Raw genomic sequence first — 17,050 nt, 5'->3', positions numbered from 1 at the left:
CCGGCCGCGCCGGGCGCAGACCATAGGAGGTGCGCCGTGGATGTGATCCTCGACAATCTCGACGTGTTCCTGCGGGGGTTCGGCGGCACGCTGCGCCTCCTCGGCCTCACCGTGCTGTTCGCCCTCCCGCTCGGGGTCGTGATCGCCGCGATGAGGATCTCGCCCGTCGCCAGCCTGCGCGCCACCTCCACCATCTACGTCGAGCTGCTGCGGAACACCCCGCTGCTGCTCGTGTTCACCTTCTTCAGCGTCGTGATCACGTCGATCTCGGGCGCGCTGCCGTTCATGACGGCCGCGGTGCTCGCGCTCACGCTCTACACGGCGCCGTTCTTCGCCGAGGCGATCCGCTCCGGCATCAACAGCGTGCCGGTCGGCCAGGCCGAGGCCGCGCGCAGCATCGGGCTCACGTTCTCGCAGACGCTGGGGTCGGTGATCCTGCCGCAGGCCGTGCGCACGGTCATCCCGCCGCTGATCAACGTCGTCATCGCGCTCACCAAGAACACGTCGATCGCGGGCGCCTACTTCATCTACGAGCTGTTCAACGTGGGCCGCGACGTCGCGAACGCCAACGGGAACGCGGTCGTCTGGGTGTTCGTGGGCGTCGCGTTCTTCTACCTCATCATCACGGTCCCGCTCGGCCAGCTGGCGGACCACCTCGAGAAGCGAGTGGCGGTCTCCCGATGAGCCAGGTCCTCTACGACGTGCCAGGCCCCCGTGCCCGCCGTCGCTCCCGCATCCTCTCCGTCGTGACGGGCGTGATCGTGGCCGCCGTGCTCGCGTTCGCCGCCGTGAAGCTGCAGCAGGCGGGCCAGTTCAGCCCCGACATCTGGCTCGTGCTCAACGACCCGCTCGTCTGGGGCCTGCTGCTCAAGGGCCTGTGGGTCGTCCTGCAGTCGGCCGCGGTCGCCGCCGTGCTCGCGATCCTGCTCGGCATGGTGCTCGCGCTCCTCCGGATGAGCGAGCACCGGGTGATCCGCTACGCCGTCACCGTCGTGCTCGAGTTCTTCCGCGGCATGCCCGTGCTGCTGATGATGCTGTTCATCTACTTGATCTTCCCGATCGGCCCCTACTGGTCGGTGGTCACCGCGCTGACGCTCTACAACGGCGCGATCATCGGCGAGGCGCTGCGCTCGGGCATCCTCGGCCTGCCGCGCGGACAGCGCGAGGCCGGGCTGGCGATCGGGCTCCGGCCGCTGCAGAACCGGCTGCTGGTGGAGTTCCCGCAGGCGTTCCGGACGATGCTGCCGATCATCGTCGCCCAGCTCGTGGTGCTCATCAAGGACACGGCGCTCGGCACGATCGTCAGCCTCGTCGGCCTCACCAAGCAGGGCGAGCTGATCCTCGAGGCCACGAGCCGCGCCAACTCGCTGCCGATCTTCGTGGTCATGGTGGGCATGTACCTCGTGCTGAACCTCACGGTGTCGACCGTCGCGCGGCGCCTGGCCCGGAAGCGCGGACCGCGCGTGGCCAAGACCGTCGCCGCCGGGACCTCGCAGGGCGCGTAGCCGTCTCGCGGGGGCCCGGCGCGGGCCGGGAGCGACGCACCCGCTCGGTAGACTCGGGCCTCATGTCCGAACCCCAGATCTCCGAGGAGACCGTCGGCGCCGCCGTGGAGCAGGCGATGGCCGCGCTCGCCGCGACCACCGGCTCCGCGTCGCTCGCCGAGGCCCGCTCCGCCCACATCGGCGAGGCGTCGCCGCTCGCCCGGCTGAACGGATCGCTCCGCTCGCTGCCGCCCGAACAGCGCAAGGAGGCCGGCAAGCTCGTCGGCCAGTCGCGCGCCCGCGTCACGCAGGCGTTCCAGGCGCGCGAGTCGGAGATCCAGGAGCAGGAGGCCGCCGAGCGGCTCGTCGCCGAGGCCGTCGACGTCACCGCGCTGCCGAGCCGCTGGCGCGCCGGTGCCCGCCATCCGCTCACCATGCTCGAGGAGCGCATCGCGGACATCTTCGTCGGGATGGGGTGGCAGGTGAACGAGGGCCCCGAGCTCGAGAGCGAGTGGTTCAACTTCGACGCGCTCAACTTCCCGCCTGACCACCCGGCGCGAGCGATGCAGGACTCCTTCTACGTGGATCCGACCGACGCGCACCTGGTGCTGCGCACGCACACGTCGCCCGTGCAGATCCGCACGCTGCTCGCCGACGAGCTGCCCGTGTACACGATCGCGCAGGGCCGCACCTTCCGCAGCGACGAGCTCGACGCGACGCACACGCCCGCGTTCCGCCAGATCGAGGGCATCGCGATCGACCGCGGCCTCACCATGGCGCACCTGCGCGGCACGCTCGAGCACTTCGCGCGGTCGATGTTCGGCGAGGACGCGCGCATCCGCCTGCGCCCCAACTACTTCCCCTTCACCGAGCCGAGCGCCGAGATGGACGTCTGGCACCCGGCCGCCGCGGGCGGACCCCGCTGGATCGAGTGGGGCGGCTGCGGCATGGTGAACCCGAACGTGCTGCGCTCGGCGGGCATCGACCCCGACGAGTACCAGGGCTTCGCGTTCGGCATGGGCACCGAGCGCACCCTCATGTTCCGCAACGACCTCTCCGACATGCGCGACATCGTCGAGGGCGATATCCGATTCGGCGCGCAGTTCGGGATGGTGGTGTAGTCGTGAGGATCCCGATCAGCTGGCTCGGCGAGCACGTCGAGCTCCCCGCGGGGGTCACCCCCGAGGACGTCCACGCCGCCCTCGTGAAGGTGGGCCTCGAGGAGGAGGACGTGCACGCGTTCTCGATCTCCGGCCCCGTCGTCGTCGGGCAGGTGCTCGAGGCGAGCCCCGAGCCGCAGACCAACGGCAAGACCATCAACTGGTGCTCCGTCCGCGTCGCGCCCGAGGGCGCCACGGCGGCCGACGGCGGCGCGGACGTGCGCGGCATCGTCTGCGGCGCGCACAACTTCGCCGTCGGGGACAAGGTCGTGGTGAGCCTGCCCGGCGCGGTGCTCCCCGGGCCGTTCCCCATCAGCGCGCGGAAGACGTACGGGCATGTGTCGGACGGCATGATCGCGTCGTCGCGGGAGCTCGGCCTGGGGGAGGAGCACGACGGGATCCTCGTCCTCTCCTCGCTCGGCCTCGACCCCGAGGTCGGCACGGACGCGCTCGCGCTCCTGCACCTCGACGACCGCGCGGTCGAGGTCAACGTCACGCCCGACCGCGGCTACGCGTTCTCGATCCGCGGCATCGCCCGGGAGTACGCGCACGCCACGGGCGCCGCGTTCACCGACCCCGCCGACGCGCTCGCGCTGCTCGCGGCCGACGCACCCGTCCCGGGCGTGGAGGTGCGCGTCGACGACGCCGCCCCGATCCGCGGACGCGCGGGCGCGGACGTGTTCGTCACGCGCGTGGTCTCCGGCATCGACCTCTCCCGGCCCACGCCGCCGTGGATGGTGTCCCGGCTCACCCTCGCGGGCGTGCGGTCGATCTCGCTCGCCGTGGACATCACCAACTACGTCATGCTCGAGCTCGGCCAGCCGCTGCACGCGTACGACCTCGACCGGCTGCAGGGCGGCATCGTCGTCCGCCGCGCGACCGAGGGCGAGACGCTCGTCACGCTCGACGGGCGCGAGCGCGCGCTCCACGTCGAGGACCTCGTCATCGCGGACGACTCGGGCCCGGTCGGGCTCGCGGGCGTCATGGGCGGCGCGGCCACCGAGATCGGCGCCGGCACGAGCCGCGTGCTGATCGAGGCGGCGGGCTTCGACCCCGTGTCGATCGCGCGCACGGCCCGCCGGCACAAGCTGCCGAGCGAGGCGTCCAAGCGCTTCGAGCGGGGCGTGGACCCGCGGATCGCGCCCGCCGCCGCGGCGCGCGCCGTGCAGCTCCTCGAGGAGCTCGCCGGGGGCCACGCCGAGGGCCTCGGCTCGATCCTCGACACGACCGCGCCGCGCGCGGCGATCGAGCTGCCCATGGGCTACCCGGCGTCGCTCGTGGGCGTCGACTACACGGCGGAGGAGGTGCGCCACGCGCTCGTCGACGTGGGCTGCGCGCTGGAGGAGCGCGACGGCGTGCTCGTCGTCACGCCGCCGACCTGGCGCCCGGACCTGCGCGACCGCGCGGACCTCGTGGAGGAGGTCGCGCGCATCGTCGGCTACGACCGGATCCCCGCCGTTCTGCCCGTCGCCCCCCCCGGCCGCGGCCTCACCGCCGCGCAGCGCCTCCGACGCCAGGCCTCGATCGCGCTCGCCGCGGGCGGGCTCACCGAGGTGATGGGATCGCCGTTCTCCTCCGAGGCGCAGAACGCGCGCTTCGGCGCGGCCGACCGCGACGACGCGCCCGCCGTGCGCCTCGCGAACCCTCTCGACGTCGCGTTCCCGTTCCTCCGCCGCTCGCTGCTGCCGGGGCTCATCGACATCGCCCGGCGCAACCTGTCGCGCGGGTCCACCGACCTCGCGGTCTTCGAGACCGGCACCGTGTTCCTGCCCCGCGCCGGCGTCGCCTACGGCTCTCCCGAGATGCCGCCGGGCGCCGCGCGCCCCGACCCGGACGCGCTCCGCGCCCTCGACGCGGGCATCCCGCCGCAGCCGCGCCACGTCGGCGTGCTGATCCTCGGCGATGCCGTGCCGAAGCAGCCGGGCACCCCGGCGCAGCGCGCGGGACTCGTCGACGCGCTCGACGCCGTCCGGCAGCTCGCGCACGCGGTGGGCGTGGAGATCCGCTTCGAGCAGGGGGCGCACATCGCGATGCACCCGGGACGCACGGCCGCGGTCGAGGTCGTGACCGCGGACGGTCCCGTCATCGTGGGCTTCGCCGGCGAGCTGCTGCCCGCGCTCGCCGCCGAGCTCGACCTGCCCGAGCGCGTGGCGCTCGCCGAGGTCGACCTCGACCGGCTCGTGGAGCTGGCGGGCGGCGCGGTCGAGGTGCGCACGCTCACCTCGATGCCCGTCGCCACGCAGGACCTCAGCCTCGTCGTGCCGCTCGAGGTCCCGGCGGGGCAGCTCCTCCGCACGGTGATCGAGGGCGCGGGCGAGCTGCTCGAGTCCGCCCGGCTGGTGGACGACTACCGCGGTGCAGGCGTCGCGGACGGCACCCGCTCGCTGACGTTCGCGCTCCGCTTCCGCGCTCCCGACCGCACCCTCACGGCGGCCGAGGCGAGCGAGGCGCGCGACGGATCCGTGCGGCTGGCCGCCGAGCGCTTCGGCGCGGCGCTCCGCGAGTAGGCGTCGCCCGGGCGGTCGCCGGGACCCCTCCGGCACCGGCACTAGATTTGAGGCATGTCATTCTCAGTCGCCGTCGCGGGCGCGAGCGGCTATGCCGGCGGGGAGCTCCTCCGCCTGCTCGCCGACCACCCGCGCCTCGAGGTCCAGACGCTCACCGCCTTCCAGAACGCGGGCGAGCGGCTGCGTCAGGTGCACCCGCACCTCACCTCGTACGCCGACCGCACCTTCGTCGAGACGACCGCCGAGCAGCTGGCCGGCCATGACGTGGTCTTCCTCGCGCTGCCGCACGGCAAGTCCGGGGCGATCACGGCCGAGCTCGACGACCAGACGCTCGTGGTCGACTGCGGCGCCGATCACCGCCTGGTCGACGAGGCCGCGTGGGACGCGTTCTACGGCGGCGACTTCGCGGGCGCCTGGCCGTACGGCCTGCCCGAGCTGCTGCACGCGGAGGAGGGCGGCACCCAGCGCACGCGCCTGTCGGGCGTGAAGCGCATCGCGGTGCCCGGCTGCAACGTCACCGCCATCACGCTGGGCCTGCAGCCCGGCATCCGCGCGGGCGTCATCGAGCCGGAGGACATCGTCGCCGTGCTGGCGGTCGGCCCGTCCGGCGCGGGACGCTCGCTCCGCACGAACCTGCTGGCCAGCGAGATCCTCGGATCCGCGAGCGCGTACGCGGTCGGGGGCACCCACCGCCACACGCCGGAGATCCGGCAGAACCTGGAGACGGCGGGCGGCGGGCACGTGAGCGTGTCGTTCACGCCCGTGCTCGTGCCGATGGCCCGGGGGATCCTCGCCACGGCCACCGCGCGCCTCGCGCCCGGGTTCTCCGCGCACGACGTGCGCGCCGCGTGGGAGCTCGCGTACGCCGACGAGCCGTTCGTGCACCTGCTCCCGGAGGGGTCGTTCCCGAACGTGTCCGACGTCACGGGATCCAACACGGCCCTCGTTGGCCTCGCCATCGACGAGGTCGCGGGCCGCGTCGTCACGGTCACGGCCATCGACAACCTGGTGAAGGGCACGGCGGGCGCGGCGATCCAGTCGGCCAACATCGCGCTCGGCCTCCCCGAGCATCTCGGCCTCCCGGTGAACGGGGTGGCCCCGTGAGCGTCACCGCCGCGCGCGGCTTCGTCGCCGCGGGGGTCGCCGCCGGACTCAAGTCCACGGGCGCGCTCGACGTCGCCCTCGTCCGCAACACCGGCCCGTCGCAGGCCGCCGCCGCGGTGTTCACCAGCAACCGCTGCCAGGCCAACCCCATCCTGTGGTCGCGTCAGGTCATCGGCGACGGCCGGGTCAGCGCCGTCGTCCTCAACTCGGGCGGGGCCAACTGCTACACCGGATCCCGCGGGTTCCAGGTCACGCACGCCACCGCCGAGGCGGTCGGCCGCGCGCTCGACGTCTCCAGCGGCGACGTGCTCGTCTGCAGCACGGGCCTCATCGGCGAGCAGCTCCCGCTCGACAAGCTCGAGGACGGGGTCGCCCGCGTCTCCGTCGCGCTCTCCGAGGGCGGCGGGGACGACGCGGCGCGCGCCATCATGACCACCGACACGAAGCCCAAGCAGTCCGTCCGCGCGTCCGACGCCGGCTGGACCGTGGGCGGCATGGCCAAGGGCGCGGGCATGCTGGCGCCGGGCCTCGCGACGATGCTGGTCGTCATCACGACCGACGCGGACCTCGACGCCGCCGCGCTCGACGCCGCGCTCCGCGAGGCCACGCGCGTCACGTTCGACCGCCTCGACTCCGACGGCTGCATGTCGACCAACGACCAGGTCACGCTCCTGGCGAGCGGCGCGTCCGGCGTGGTCCCCGACGCGGTCGCCTTCCAGTCCGCGCTCACCTCCGTGTGCGCCGACCTGGCCGAGCAGCTGCAGGCCGACGCCGAGGGCGCGTCGCACGACATCGCCATCGAGGTCGTGCACGCGGCGTCCGACGCGGACGCCGTCGAGGTGGGCCGCGCGGTCGCCCGCAGCAACCTCTTCAAGGCCGCCGTCTTCGGCAACGACCCCAACTGGGGCCGCGTGCTCGCGGCGGTCGGCACGACGGGCGCCGCGTTCGACCCCTACGGCATCGACGTCGCCATCAACGGCGTCCAGGTGTGCCGGGCGGGCGAGCCGCACGAGAGCCGCGACCTGGTCGACCTGCACCCGCGCGCGGTGCACGTGCTCATCGACCTGCACGCGGGCCACGCCACCGCGACCATCCTCACCAACGACCTCACGCACGACTACGTGCACGAGAACAGCGCGTACGCCAGCTGATGGGCGACGCAGACGGGACGGACGTGACCGCCATCACGCAGGACGCGGCCGACCGCGACCAGGCGCAGGCCGAGTCGAAGGCCGCGACCCTCATCGAGTCGCTCTCGTGGCTGCAGCGGTTCCACGACCGCATCGTGGTCGTGAAGTTCGGCGGCAACGCCATGGTCGACGAGGAGCTCACGCGCACCTTCGCGGAGGACGTGGTGTACCTCCGCTACGCCGGGCTGCGTCCGGTCGTCGTGCACGGCGGGGGGCCGCAGATCAGCGCCATGCTCACGCGCCTCGGCATCGAGAGCGAGTTCCGCGGGGGATACCGCGTCACCACGCCCGAGGTGCTCGAGGTCGTCCGCATGGTGCTCACCGGGCAGGTCAGCCGCGACGTCGTGCGCGGCATCAACGCGCACGGCCCGTTGGCTGCGGCCGTGTCGGGCGAGGACGCCGGGCTGTTCACCGGCCGCCGGCGCGGCGCGGTCGTCGACGGCGTCGAGGTCGACCTCGGCCTGGTGGGCGACGTCGTCTCCGTCGACACCACGGCCGTGCTCGCGCAGCTCGACGCCGGCCGCATCCCCGTCGTCTCCTCCATCGCGCCGGACGAGTCCGACCCTGCTGTCTCCCTCAACGTCAACGCCGACGCCGCGGCGGCCGCGCTCGCCGTGGCCCTCGGCGCCGAGAAGCTCGTGATCCTGACCGACGTCGCCGGCCTCTACCGCGACTGGCCCGACCGCGGATCGCTCGTCTCCGACATCCGCGCGGACGAGCTCCGCGCGCTGCTGCCCTCGCTGGAATCCGGAATGATCCCCAAGATGGCGGCGTGCCTCGAGGCCGTCGACGGGGGAGTGGCCAAGGCCGCCATCATCGACGGCCGCATCCCGCACTCCATGCTCCTCGAGATCTTCACCACGAACGGAATCGGAACGGAGGTCGTGCCCGCATGACCACGACCCAGCCAGAACGGCGCACCACGCAGACCGAGAGCGAGTGGTCCGACCGGTTCCAGGCCGCCATGATGCGCTCGTCGCCCCCGCCGCTCGCCATGCTGGTGCGCGGCGAGGGCTGCCGCGTGTGGGACTCGACGGGGCGCGAGTACCTCGACTTCCTCGCCGGCATCGCCGTCAACTCGCTCGGGCACGCGCACCCGGCGCTGATCCGCGCGGTCACCGAGCAGGTCTCGACGCTCGCCCACGTGTCCAACTACTTCGCGACGCCGCCGCAGATCGCGCTCGCCGAGCGCCTCCGCCGCATCACGGGCGCGGGCGACACGGGTCGCGTCTACTTCGGCAACTCGGGCGCCGAGGCGAACGAGGCGGCCTTCAAGCTCGCGCGCCGCAACGGATCCGCGCAGCGCACGCGCGTCATCACGCTCCAGGGCTCGTTCCACGGCCGCACGATGGGCGCGCTCGCGCTCACCGGGCAGCCCGCGCTCCAGGCCCCGTTCCTCCCGCTCCCCGGCGGCGTCGAGCACATCGAGCCCACGATGGAGGCGCTCGAGGCGGCCATCGACGACACCGTCCAGGCGCTCATCCTCGAGCCGATCCAGGGCGAGGCCGGCGTGGTCGACCTGCCGGCGGGCTTCCTCCGCCGCGCCCGCGAGCTCACGCGCGAGCACGGGGCGCTGCTGATCCTCGACGAGATCCAGACCGGCGTCGGCCGCACGGGCCGCTGGTTCGCCTACGAGCACGAGGGCGTCCGGCCCGACGCGGTCACGATCGCCAAGGGCATCGCGGGCGGCGTCCCGATCGGCGCGCTCGTCGCCTTCGACGCCGCGGCCGACCTCCTGCAGAAGGGCCAGCACGGATCCACGTTCGGCGGCAACCCGCTCGCGACCGCCGCGGGGAACGCGGTGCTCGCCGAGATCGAGGACGCCGGGCTCGTGGAGAACGCCGCGCGCCGCGGCGAGGAGATCCGCGCCGCCATCACCGGCCTCGACTCCCCGCTCATCGCCGAGGTGCGGGGCCGCGGCCTCCTCATCGGCGTGGGCCTGCACCACGACGACGGCGGGCGCATCGCGGCCGCCGCGCTCGGCGAGGGGCTCATCATCAACGCGCCGAACGCCCGCAGCCTCCGCATCGCGCCGCCGCTCATCGTCGGCGACGCCGAGGTGCGCGACTTCCGCGAGCGCTTCGGCCGAGCGCTGGCGCACCTGCGCTGACCCGGGCGGGAGCCGGCCGGCACGAGCGTCCGCGCCTCCCGCCGCACCCGTCGGCGGGCACCCCCGCGCGGGGGTGCCCGCGGACGGATCCGCCCCCGCACGTCCCCTAGGCTTGTCGGACCCCCGAGTCCCCCGAGAGCGAGCGATGCGATGACCCGCCACTTCCTGCGCGACGACGACCTGAGCCCGGCCGAGCAGGCCGAGGTGCTCGACCTGGCGGTGCAGCTGAAGCGCGAGCGCTGGTCCGAGCGCCCCCTCGCGGGTCCGCAGACGGTCGCCGTGATCTTCGACAAGTCCTCGACCCGCACGCGCGTCTCCTTCGCCGTCGGCATCGCGGACCTCGGGGGCGTCCCGCTCGTGATCAGCACCGCCAACAGCCAGCTGGGCGGCAAGGAGACCGCGAGCGACACCGCGCGCGTGCTCGAGCGCCAGGTCGCGGCCATCGTCTGGCGCACCTACGCGCAGTCCGGCCTCGAGGAGATGGCCGCGGGCACCACGGTCCCCGTCGTCAACGCCCTGTCCGACGACTTCCACCCGTGCCAGCTCCTCGCCGACCTCCTCACCATCCGGGAGCACCGCGGCGACCCCGCCGGCCAGACCCTCACGTTCCTGGGCGACGGCGCCTGCAACATGGCGCAGTCCTACCTCCTCGCCGGCGCGACCGCGGGCATGCACGTCCGCATCGCGGCACCCGCCGGCTACGTGCCGTCGGAGGCCGTCGTCGCGGACGCCGGACGCATCGCCGCGTCCACGGGCGGGTCCGTCCGCGTCCTCACGGATCCGGTCGAGGCCGTCACGGGCGCCGACGTCGTGGTCACCGACACCTGGGTGTCGATGGGCCGCGAGGAGGAGAAGGCCGTGCGGCTCGCCGAGCTCGGCGCCTACCAGGTCACGACCGAGCTCATGGAGCACGCGGTCGACGACGCGATCTTCCTGCACTGCCTTCCCGCCGACCGCGAGTACGAGGTGGCCTCCGAGGTCATCGACGGCCCGCGATCGGTGGTCTGGGACGAGGCGGAGAACCGCCTCCACGCCCAGAAGGCGCTGCTCGTCTGGCTCCTGCGCCAGTCCTGACGCAGCCCCACACCCCGAGACACCTCAGCAACGAAACGGAGAACGGCATGGCCGAACGCGTGGTACTGGCATATTCCGGCGGACTCGACACCTCGGTCGGCATCGGCTGGCTCAAGGACGCGACCGGCAAGGAGGTCGTGGCCCTCGCGGTCGACGTCGGCCAGGGCGGCGAGGACATGGAGGTCATCCGGCAGCGCGCGCTCGACTGCGGCGCGGTCGAGGCCGTCGTGGTGGACGCCAAGGACGAGTTCGCGGACGACTACATCGTCCCCGCGCTCAAGGCCAACGCGCTCTACCAGAAGCGCTACCCGCTGGTCTCGGGCCTGAGCCGTCCGCTGATCGCCAAGCACCTCGCGCGCGTCGCCCACGAGCTCGGCGCGAACAGCGTCGCGCACGGCTGCACCGGCAAGGGCAACGACCAGGTGCGATTCGAGGCCGCCGTCGCCGCGCTCGCCCCCGACCTCACCTCCATCGCGCCCGTCCGCGACCTCGCCCTCACGCGCGACAAGGCCATCGTCTACGCGAACGAGCACGACCTGCCCATCGAGCAGAGCAAGAAGAGCCCCTACTCGATCGACAAGAACGTCTGGGGCCGCGCGGTCGAGACCGGCTTCCTCGAGGACCCGTGGAACGGCCCCATCGAGGACCTCTACGAGTACACGCAGGACCCGGACGTGCTGCGCGACGCCACCGAGGTGACCATCACGTTCGAGGCGGGCGTCCCCGTCGCGATCGACGGCGTCCGCTACTCGCCGCTGCGCATCGTCCAGGAGCTCAACGCCGCCGCCGGCGCGCACGGCATCGGCCGCATCGACGTGGTGGAGGACCGCCTCGTCGGCATCAAGAGCCGCGAGGTCTACGAGGCCCCCGCAGCCATGACGCTCATCGAGGCGCACGAGGAGCTCGAGAGCCTCACCATCGAGCGCGACCTCGGCCGCTACAAGCGCGGCGTCGAGAAGGACTGGGCGAACCTCGTCTACGACGGACTCTGGTTCTCCGGCCTCAAGCGCTCGCTCGACGCCTTCATCGAGGACTCGCAGCGCCACGTCTCCGGCGACATCCGCATGACGCTCCGCGGTGGACGCGCGGTCGTCACCGGCCGCCGCAGCGAGTCGAGCCTGTACGACTTCGACCTCGCCACCTACGACACGGGCGACACGTTCGACCAGTCGCTGTCCAAGGGCTTCATCGAGCTGTGGTCGCTGCCGAGCAAGATCTCGGCGCGTCGCGACCTCGCGGTCGAGCAGGCCGCGCTGGCGGCCGACCCCGCGCCCGCCGCGGAGTAGCCGCATGACCGAGAGCACGGATCCGTCCTCCCGCGCGGGCGAGGCGGGCGCCCTCTGGGGCGGCCGCTTCGCCGGCGGCCCGTCGCCGGAGCTCGTGGCGCTCAGCCGCTCGACGCACTTCGACTGGCAGCTGGCGCCGTACGACATCGCCGGATCCCGGGCGCACGCCCGTGCTCTCGCGTCCGCGGGCTACCTGTCGGACGCCGAGCGGCAGGCCATGCTGCAGGCGCTCGACACCCTCGAGGACCGCGTCCGGTCGGGCGCGCTCGTCGCGTCCGAGGCCGACGAGGACGTGCACGGCGCCCTCGAGCGCGGCCTCATGGACATCGCGGGCACCGAGCTCGGCGGCAAGCTCCGGGCGGGTCGCAGCCGCAACGACCAGATCGCGACGCTCGTCCGCATGTACCTGCGCGACCACGCGGCGGTGATCCACGCGATGCTCGTGCAGCTCGTCGACGCGCTGGCCGCGCAGGCCGAGGCGGCGGGCGGCGCGATCATGCCCGGCCGCACGCACCTGCAGCACGCGCAGCCGGTGCTCCTCGCGCACCACCTGCTCGCGCACTGCTGGCCGCTGGTCCGCGACCTCGAGCGCCTCGCCGACTGGGATGCGCGCGCCGACGTCTCGCCCTACGGATCCGGCGCGCTCGCGGGCTCGACCCTCGGCCTCGACGCCGGCGCGGTCGCCCGCGACCTCGGCTTCGCGCGCAGCTCCGAGAACTCCATCGACGGCACGGCGGCCCGCGACATCGTGGCCGAGTTCGCGTTCGTGCTCGCCCAGGTCGGCATCGACCTGTCGCGCCTGAGCGAGGAGATCATCCTCTGGAACACGCGCGAGTTCGGGTTCGTCACGCTGAGCGACTCGTACTCGACGGGGTCGTCGATCATGCCGCAGAAGAAGAACCCCGACATCGCGGAGCTCGCACGCGGCAAGTCGGGTCGCCTCATCGGCAACCTGTCTGGCCTGCTCGCGACCCTCAAGGGGCTCCCGCTCGCGTACAACCGCGACCTCCAGGAGGACAAGGAGCCGGTCTTCGACTCGGTGCAGACCCTCGAGGTGCTGCTGCCCGCGTTCACCGGCATGATCGCGACGCTCCGCTTCGATGTCGACCGCATGGCCGAGCTCGCCCCGCAGGGCTTCTCGCTCGCGACCGACGTGGCCGAGTGGCTGGTGAAGCACCGCGTGGCCTTCCGGGATGCGCACGAGATCACGGGCGAGCTCGTGAAGCTCGCGGAGTCCCGGGGCGTCGGCCTCGAGGATCTGACCGACGAGGACCTGCGGGCGGTCTCGCCGCACCTGGTGCCGGAGGTCCGCGAGGTCCTGAGCATCGAGGGGTCGGTGGCGAGCCGCGACGGCGTCGGCGGCACCGCCCGCGTCCGGGTCGACGAGCAGCGCGCCGAGCTGGTGCGTCGCGTGGCCGAACTGCGCGCGCGAGCCGATGCCGCGGCCGAGCGCCGGGCGTCGTCGTCGCAGGCGTCGGCGTGACGCTCTCGAACGGCCGCCGTCCCGAGCGACCGGAGCCGCGGCACCGGTGGCTCCTGCCGCTGGTCGTCGGGGTGGCCGTCGCCGTGCTGGTCTTCGTCGTGGTCGTCGCGAGCCTCAACGGCGAGCTGATCTGATCCCGGCGTGATCGACGCGGCCTTCTTCGCGCGCGACGCGGTCGAGGTGGCGCCCGCGCTCCTCGGCGCCACCCTGTCGCGCGACTCCGAGGAGGGGCGCGTCTCCGTCCGCCTCACCGAGGTGGAGGCGTACCGCGGGGTGGGCGAGGATCCCGGATCGCACGCCTTCCGCGGGAAGCGGGCGCGCAACGCGACCATGTTCGGCCCGCCGGCCCGTCTCTACGCGTACTTCACGTACGGCATGCACACGTGCGCGAACATCGTCTGCGGGCCCGAGGGGACGAGCGCGGGGGTCCTGCTGCGCGCGGGGGAGATCGTCGAGGGCGCCGAGCTCGCCCAGCGCCGCCGGGGTGCCGCCGTCCGCGATCGCGACCTGGCGCGCGGCCCCGCGCGCCTCGCCGTCGCGCTCGGCATCCCGCTGTCCGACGACGGCGCTCCGCTCGACGCGGCGCCCTACCGGCTCGTCATGCCGGACGCCCCGCTCGCGCTGCCGGCATCGGGCCCGCGCGTCGGCGTGTCCGGCCCGGGCGGATCCGGCGAGCTCTTCCCGTGGCGGTTCTGGGTGCCCGGCGACCCCACGGTCTCGCCGTATCGCGCGCACGTCGCCCGCGTCCGCCGCTGAGGGGTGCTGGCCCGCCGGCTAGCGGACGACGAGCACGACCGCCGCGCACGTCGCGGCCCACAGCCAGCTGACGAGCGTGCCGATGATGAAGCGCTCGCGGGCCTCCGCCGCTTCGCCGAGCTCCGAGAAGCGGCCGACGCCCTTGATGGCGATGACGACCGCCAGCGCCTCCGGGTACCCGGCGAGGATGACGGCCACGACGGCCAGCCGCTCGAGCATGCCGATCGTCGCGCCGCCGCGCAGCACCTCACGGGTCGGCCGACGCAGCGCGGACGGCCCGTCCTCCTGCCCGCGCGGCGCGACCAGGATCCCGCCGTACGCACCGGGCGGAACCGACCCGCGCGTCGCGAGGGCCAGCACGACGGTGGACGCGGACCCGCCGCCCAGCACCGCGAGCACGACGGCGACGAGCCCGAGGTACCCGACGACCAGCGGGGACGCGAGGCCGTCGAGCGCGAGTCCCAGCACCACCGCGGCGGCGAGGGCCGCGGCGGCCCCGGCGACCGTCCCCGTGCGCGGGGAGCGCACGGCCAGCAGGGCGAGCACGAGGGCCGCGGTGGTGAGCACGCAGAGGGCGATCCAGACGGCGACCTCCGCCGGGGTGCCCGCGGCGATCATGAGCGGCCTCCGTCCCGCGTCGCCGCCGCGGACCCGGCCGTCGAGGCGCCGGCGTCCAGGAGCGCCAGCAGCGCCACGAGCCCGGGGATCGCGGCGCGCTCGGCTCGCCACCCGGTCGTGCGCAGCCGCGTGCTCACCGCCTGCGGGGTGATCCCCAGCTCGGCGGCGACCTCGCGCTGCGTCCCGCCGTCGGACATGCGGTCCACGACGTCCCAGCCCTGCGGGGTGCGCCGATCCCGCGCGAGCAGCAGCAGGGTGATGAGCGCCTCCACCTCCGCGGAGCCGGGAGGCCCGGGTGCGGGGCCGTCGCCGGCGCGCGTGGTCGGCGGATCCGTGGCGAGGGCGAACCGCGTCGCGCTGCGCTTGGCGGCGGTGACGGCGTCGCGGGCGGCGATGAACGCCGGCCCCGTCGCCTCGCGCGTCGCCCGGGGGAGGGGGGTCCGCACCGTCCCGATGCCCAGGCCGACGCTCCAGTGCCCGGCGCGCGTGAGCAGCAGCACCATGTCGAGCGCGGTGGCGGCGTCGTCGACGAGCGCCTGAACCTCATCGCCGGACGTGCGGTCGACCGGGAGCGCCAGGCGGCCCGCGTAGCGTGCCGCGAGGTCGTCGCGTCCGGTCCCGGCACGGTCGATGTCGTGCCGGCTGGCCTTCTGGTCGGCCGTGATGACGAACATGCGCTCTCCTCAAGTCCCTGAGGTTGATCATGGCACATCAATGCCCTGCACTTGACTCATGCTGATCAATGACAGCGGATTGATGTGCTCATCCCCCGGTGGACACGAGCATGCCGCGGACCACCGACGACGCCGTCCCTCGGCTCGCGCCGCGTCCCGCGCCCGGCGATGCCGCGCTGATACCGTGATCGCGTGACGAACGCCGACCCCGACCTCCTCTCCTCCCAGCGCAACGACCCGTCCTTCGAGGACGTGTGGGAGGAGATCGTCTGGCGCGGGTACGTGCACGTCTCCACGGACCAGGATGCGCTGAAGGAGCTGCTGTCCGGTCCGCCGATCACGTACTACTGCGGCTTCGACCCGACCGCGCCGAGCCTGCACCTCGGCAACCTCGTGCAGCTGCTCCTCATGCGCCGCCTCCAGCTGGCCGGGCACCGGCCGCTCGGACTCGTGGGCGGCTCGACGGGCCTCATCGGCGATCCCCGGCCGACGGCGGAGCGCACCCTCAACAGCCCGGAGGTGGTCGCGGACTGGGTGGGCCGCGTGCAGGCGCAGGTGTCGGCATTCCTCAGCCCCGAGGGCGACAACGCCGTGCGCATCGTGAACAACCTCGACTGGACGGCGCCGCTGAGCGCCATCGACTTCCTCCGGGAGGTGGGCAAGCACTTCCGGGTGGGCACCATGCTCAAGAAGGACGCGGTGAGCGCGCGACTGAACTCCGACGAGGGCATCAGCTACACCGAGTTCAGCTACCAGATCCTGCAGGGCCTCGACTTCCGGGAGCTGCACCGGACGTACGGCTGCGTGCTGCAGACCGGCGGCAGCGACCAGTGGGGCAACCTCACCAGCGGCACCGACCTGATCCGCCGCAGCGAGCGGAGCACGGCGCACGCCATCGGCACGCCCCTGATCACCAACTCCGACGGCACCAAGTTCGGCAAGAGCGAGGGCAACGCGGTGTGGCTCGACCCCGATCTCACGAGCCCGTACGCGTTCTACCAGTTCTGGCTCAACACGGAGGACGGGGACGTGATCCACCGCCTGCGCCTCTTCACGTTCCTCGACCGGGCGCGGATCGAGGAGCTGGCGCGCGCCGTGGAGGCCGAGCCCTTCCGCCGCGAGGCGCAGCGCGCGCTGGCATGGGAGGTGACGACGTTGGTGCACGGCATCGCGGCGACCGAGGCCGCGATCGCCGCGGCGCAGGCGCTGTTCGGCCAGGGCGAGCTGAGCGCGCTCGACGAGCCGACGCTCCACGCGGCGCTGGGGGAGCTGCCGTCCGCGGAGATCGCGGCCGGCACCTCGGTCATCCAGGCCCTCGTCGACACCGGTCTCGTCTCGAGCGCGGGGGAGGCTCGGCGCGCGATCACGCAGGGGGGCGTCTACGTGAACAACGTCGCCGTGGGCGATGCGGCCGCCGTCGTGGACGATCTCCTGCACGGCCGTTTCGCCGTGATCCGCCGGGGAAAGAAGACGCTCGCGGGCCTCACCGTCCGCGGAATCGACGCCTGATCCGCCCTTCCTCTGATCCACCTTCGCGACACGCCCGGGATGCGGGTTGTTTTGCGGGGGTGGGGTGGTCCGCGTAATGTCTCCTCTTGTCGCCG

The 17,050-nt window shown here is 73.4% G+C and carries 16 protein-coding genes; 14 read left to right on the top strand and 2 right to left on the bottom strand.

Annotated features, from left to right (window positions below; genetic code table 11):
• Positions 1–36: 36 nt before the first annotated feature.
• The 13 genes from ITJ40_RS12935 to ITJ40_RS12875 all read left to right on the top strand — a co-directional run bounded on the left by ITJ40_RS12935 (position 37) and on the right by ITJ40_RS12875 (position 14,154).
• Entirely contained in the window at positions 37–684 is a 648-nt protein-coding gene (locus ITJ40_RS12935; protein ID WP_194667463.1) for an amino acid ABC transporter permease, read from the top strand.
• The gene (locus ITJ40_RS12930) at positions 681–1,505 is read left to right on the top strand and encodes an amino acid ABC transporter permease (RefSeq protein WP_194667462.1); all 825 of its coding nucleotides are present in this window, start codon (positions 681–683) and stop codon (positions 1,503–1,505) included. Before ITJ40_RS12935 ends, ITJ40_RS12930 begins: the two co-directional genes overlap by 4 nt.
• Positions 1,506–1,567: 62 nt before the next feature.
• Complete coding sequence (pheS, locus tag ITJ40_RS12925) at positions 1,568–2,605, top strand: phenylalanine--tRNA ligase subunit alpha (RefSeq protein WP_194667461.1); 1,038 nt, start codon at positions 1,568–1,570, stop codon at positions 2,603–2,605.
• A 2-nt stretch (positions 2,606–2,607) separates the two neighbouring features.
• Positions 2,608–5,151: a phenylalanine--tRNA ligase subunit beta gene (pheT, locus tag ITJ40_RS12920; protein WP_194667460.1), complete on the top strand. Its 2,544-nt coding sequence runs from the start codon at positions 2,608–2,610 to the stop codon at positions 5,149–5,151.
• A gap of 54 nt (positions 5,152–5,205) precedes the next feature.
• Positions 5,206–6,255, top strand: coding sequence for an N-acetyl-gamma-glutamyl-phosphate reductase (gene argC, locus ITJ40_RS12915; protein ID WP_194667459.1), 1,050 nt, complete (start codon positions 5,206–5,208; stop codon positions 6,253–6,255).
• On the top strand, positions 6,252–7,406 hold the full coding sequence (gene argJ, locus ITJ40_RS12910) for a bifunctional glutamate N-acetyltransferase/amino-acid acetyltransferase ArgJ (protein ID WP_194667458.1): 1,155 nt from the start codon (positions 6,252–6,254) through the stop codon (positions 7,404–7,406). Before argC ends, argJ begins: the two co-directional genes overlap by 4 nt.
• 23 nt (positions 7,407–7,429) lie before the next feature.
• Positions 7,430–8,341, top strand: coding sequence for an acetylglutamate kinase (gene argB / locus ITJ40_RS12905; RefSeq protein WP_194667457.1), 912 nt, complete (start codon positions 7,430–7,432; stop codon positions 8,339–8,341).
• The gene (locus ITJ40_RS12900; protein WP_194667456.1) at positions 8,338–9,555 is read left to right on the top strand and encodes an acetylornithine transaminase; all 1,218 of its coding nucleotides are present in this window, start codon (positions 8,338–8,340) and stop codon (positions 9,553–9,555) included. Before argB ends, ITJ40_RS12900 begins: the two co-directional genes overlap by 4 nt.
• A 150-nt stretch (positions 9,556–9,705) precedes the next feature.
• Positions 9,706–10,629: an ornithine carbamoyltransferase gene (gene argF, locus ITJ40_RS12895; protein WP_194667455.1), complete on the top strand. Its 924-nt coding sequence runs from the start codon at positions 9,706–9,708 to the stop codon at positions 10,627–10,629.
• 47 nt (positions 10,630–10,676) lie between these two features.
• Positions 10,677–11,915, top strand: a complete 1,239-nt coding sequence (locus ITJ40_RS12890; RefSeq protein WP_012038683.1) for an argininosuccinate synthase — start codon at positions 10,677–10,679, stop codon at positions 11,913–11,915.
• A 4-nt stretch (positions 11,916–11,919) separates the two neighbouring features.
• Positions 11,920–13,398 (top strand): argininosuccinate lyase, encoded by a 1,479-nt coding sequence (argH, locus tag ITJ40_RS12885; protein ID WP_194667454.1) that lies wholly within the window; start codon positions 11,920–11,922, stop codon positions 13,396–13,398.
• Positions 13,395–13,532: a hypothetical protein gene (locus tag ITJ40_RS12880; protein WP_015490633.1), complete on the top strand. Its 138-nt coding sequence runs from the start codon at positions 13,395–13,397 to the stop codon at positions 13,530–13,532. The genes argH and ITJ40_RS12880 overlap by 4 nt, the downstream gene beginning before the upstream one ends.
• A 7-nt stretch (positions 13,533–13,539) precedes the next feature.
• Positions 13,540–14,154, top strand: a complete 615-nt coding sequence (locus ITJ40_RS12875; RefSeq protein WP_194667453.1) for a DNA-3-methyladenine glycosylase — start codon at positions 13,540–13,542, stop codon at positions 14,152–14,154.
• Positions 14,155–14,172: 18 nt separating this feature from the next.
• On the opposite strand, the gene ITJ40_RS12870 is transcribed toward ITJ40_RS12875, so the two are convergent.
• Complete coding sequence (locus tag ITJ40_RS12870; RefSeq protein WP_194667452.1) at positions 14,173–14,772, bottom strand: hypothetical protein; 600 nt, start codon at positions 14,770–14,772, stop codon at positions 14,173–14,175.
• On the bottom strand, positions 14,769–15,446 hold the full coding sequence (locus ITJ40_RS12865) for a DNA-binding protein (protein WP_194667451.1): 678 nt from the start codon (positions 15,444–15,446) through the stop codon (positions 14,769–14,771). Before ITJ40_RS12865 ends, ITJ40_RS12870 begins: the two co-directional genes overlap by 4 nt.
• Positions 15,447–15,638: 192 nt before the next feature.
• Between ITJ40_RS12865 and tyrS the strand changes: the two genes are divergently transcribed.
• The gene (gene tyrS / locus ITJ40_RS12860; RefSeq protein WP_194667450.1) at positions 15,639–16,955 is read left to right on the top strand and encodes a tyrosine--tRNA ligase; all 1,317 of its coding nucleotides are present in this window, start codon (positions 15,639–15,641) and stop codon (positions 16,953–16,955) included.
• Positions 16,956–17,050 lie beyond the last annotated feature (95 nt).

The organism is Clavibacter sp. VKM Ac-2872 (assembly GCF_015351105.1).
In the GTDB taxonomy this organism is placed as follows: Bacteria; Actinomycetota; Actinomycetes; order Actinomycetales; family Microbacteriaceae; genus Clavibacter.
Note: the sequence above shows the minus strand (reverse complement) of the source record. Positions and strands in the feature narration are given on the sequence as shown.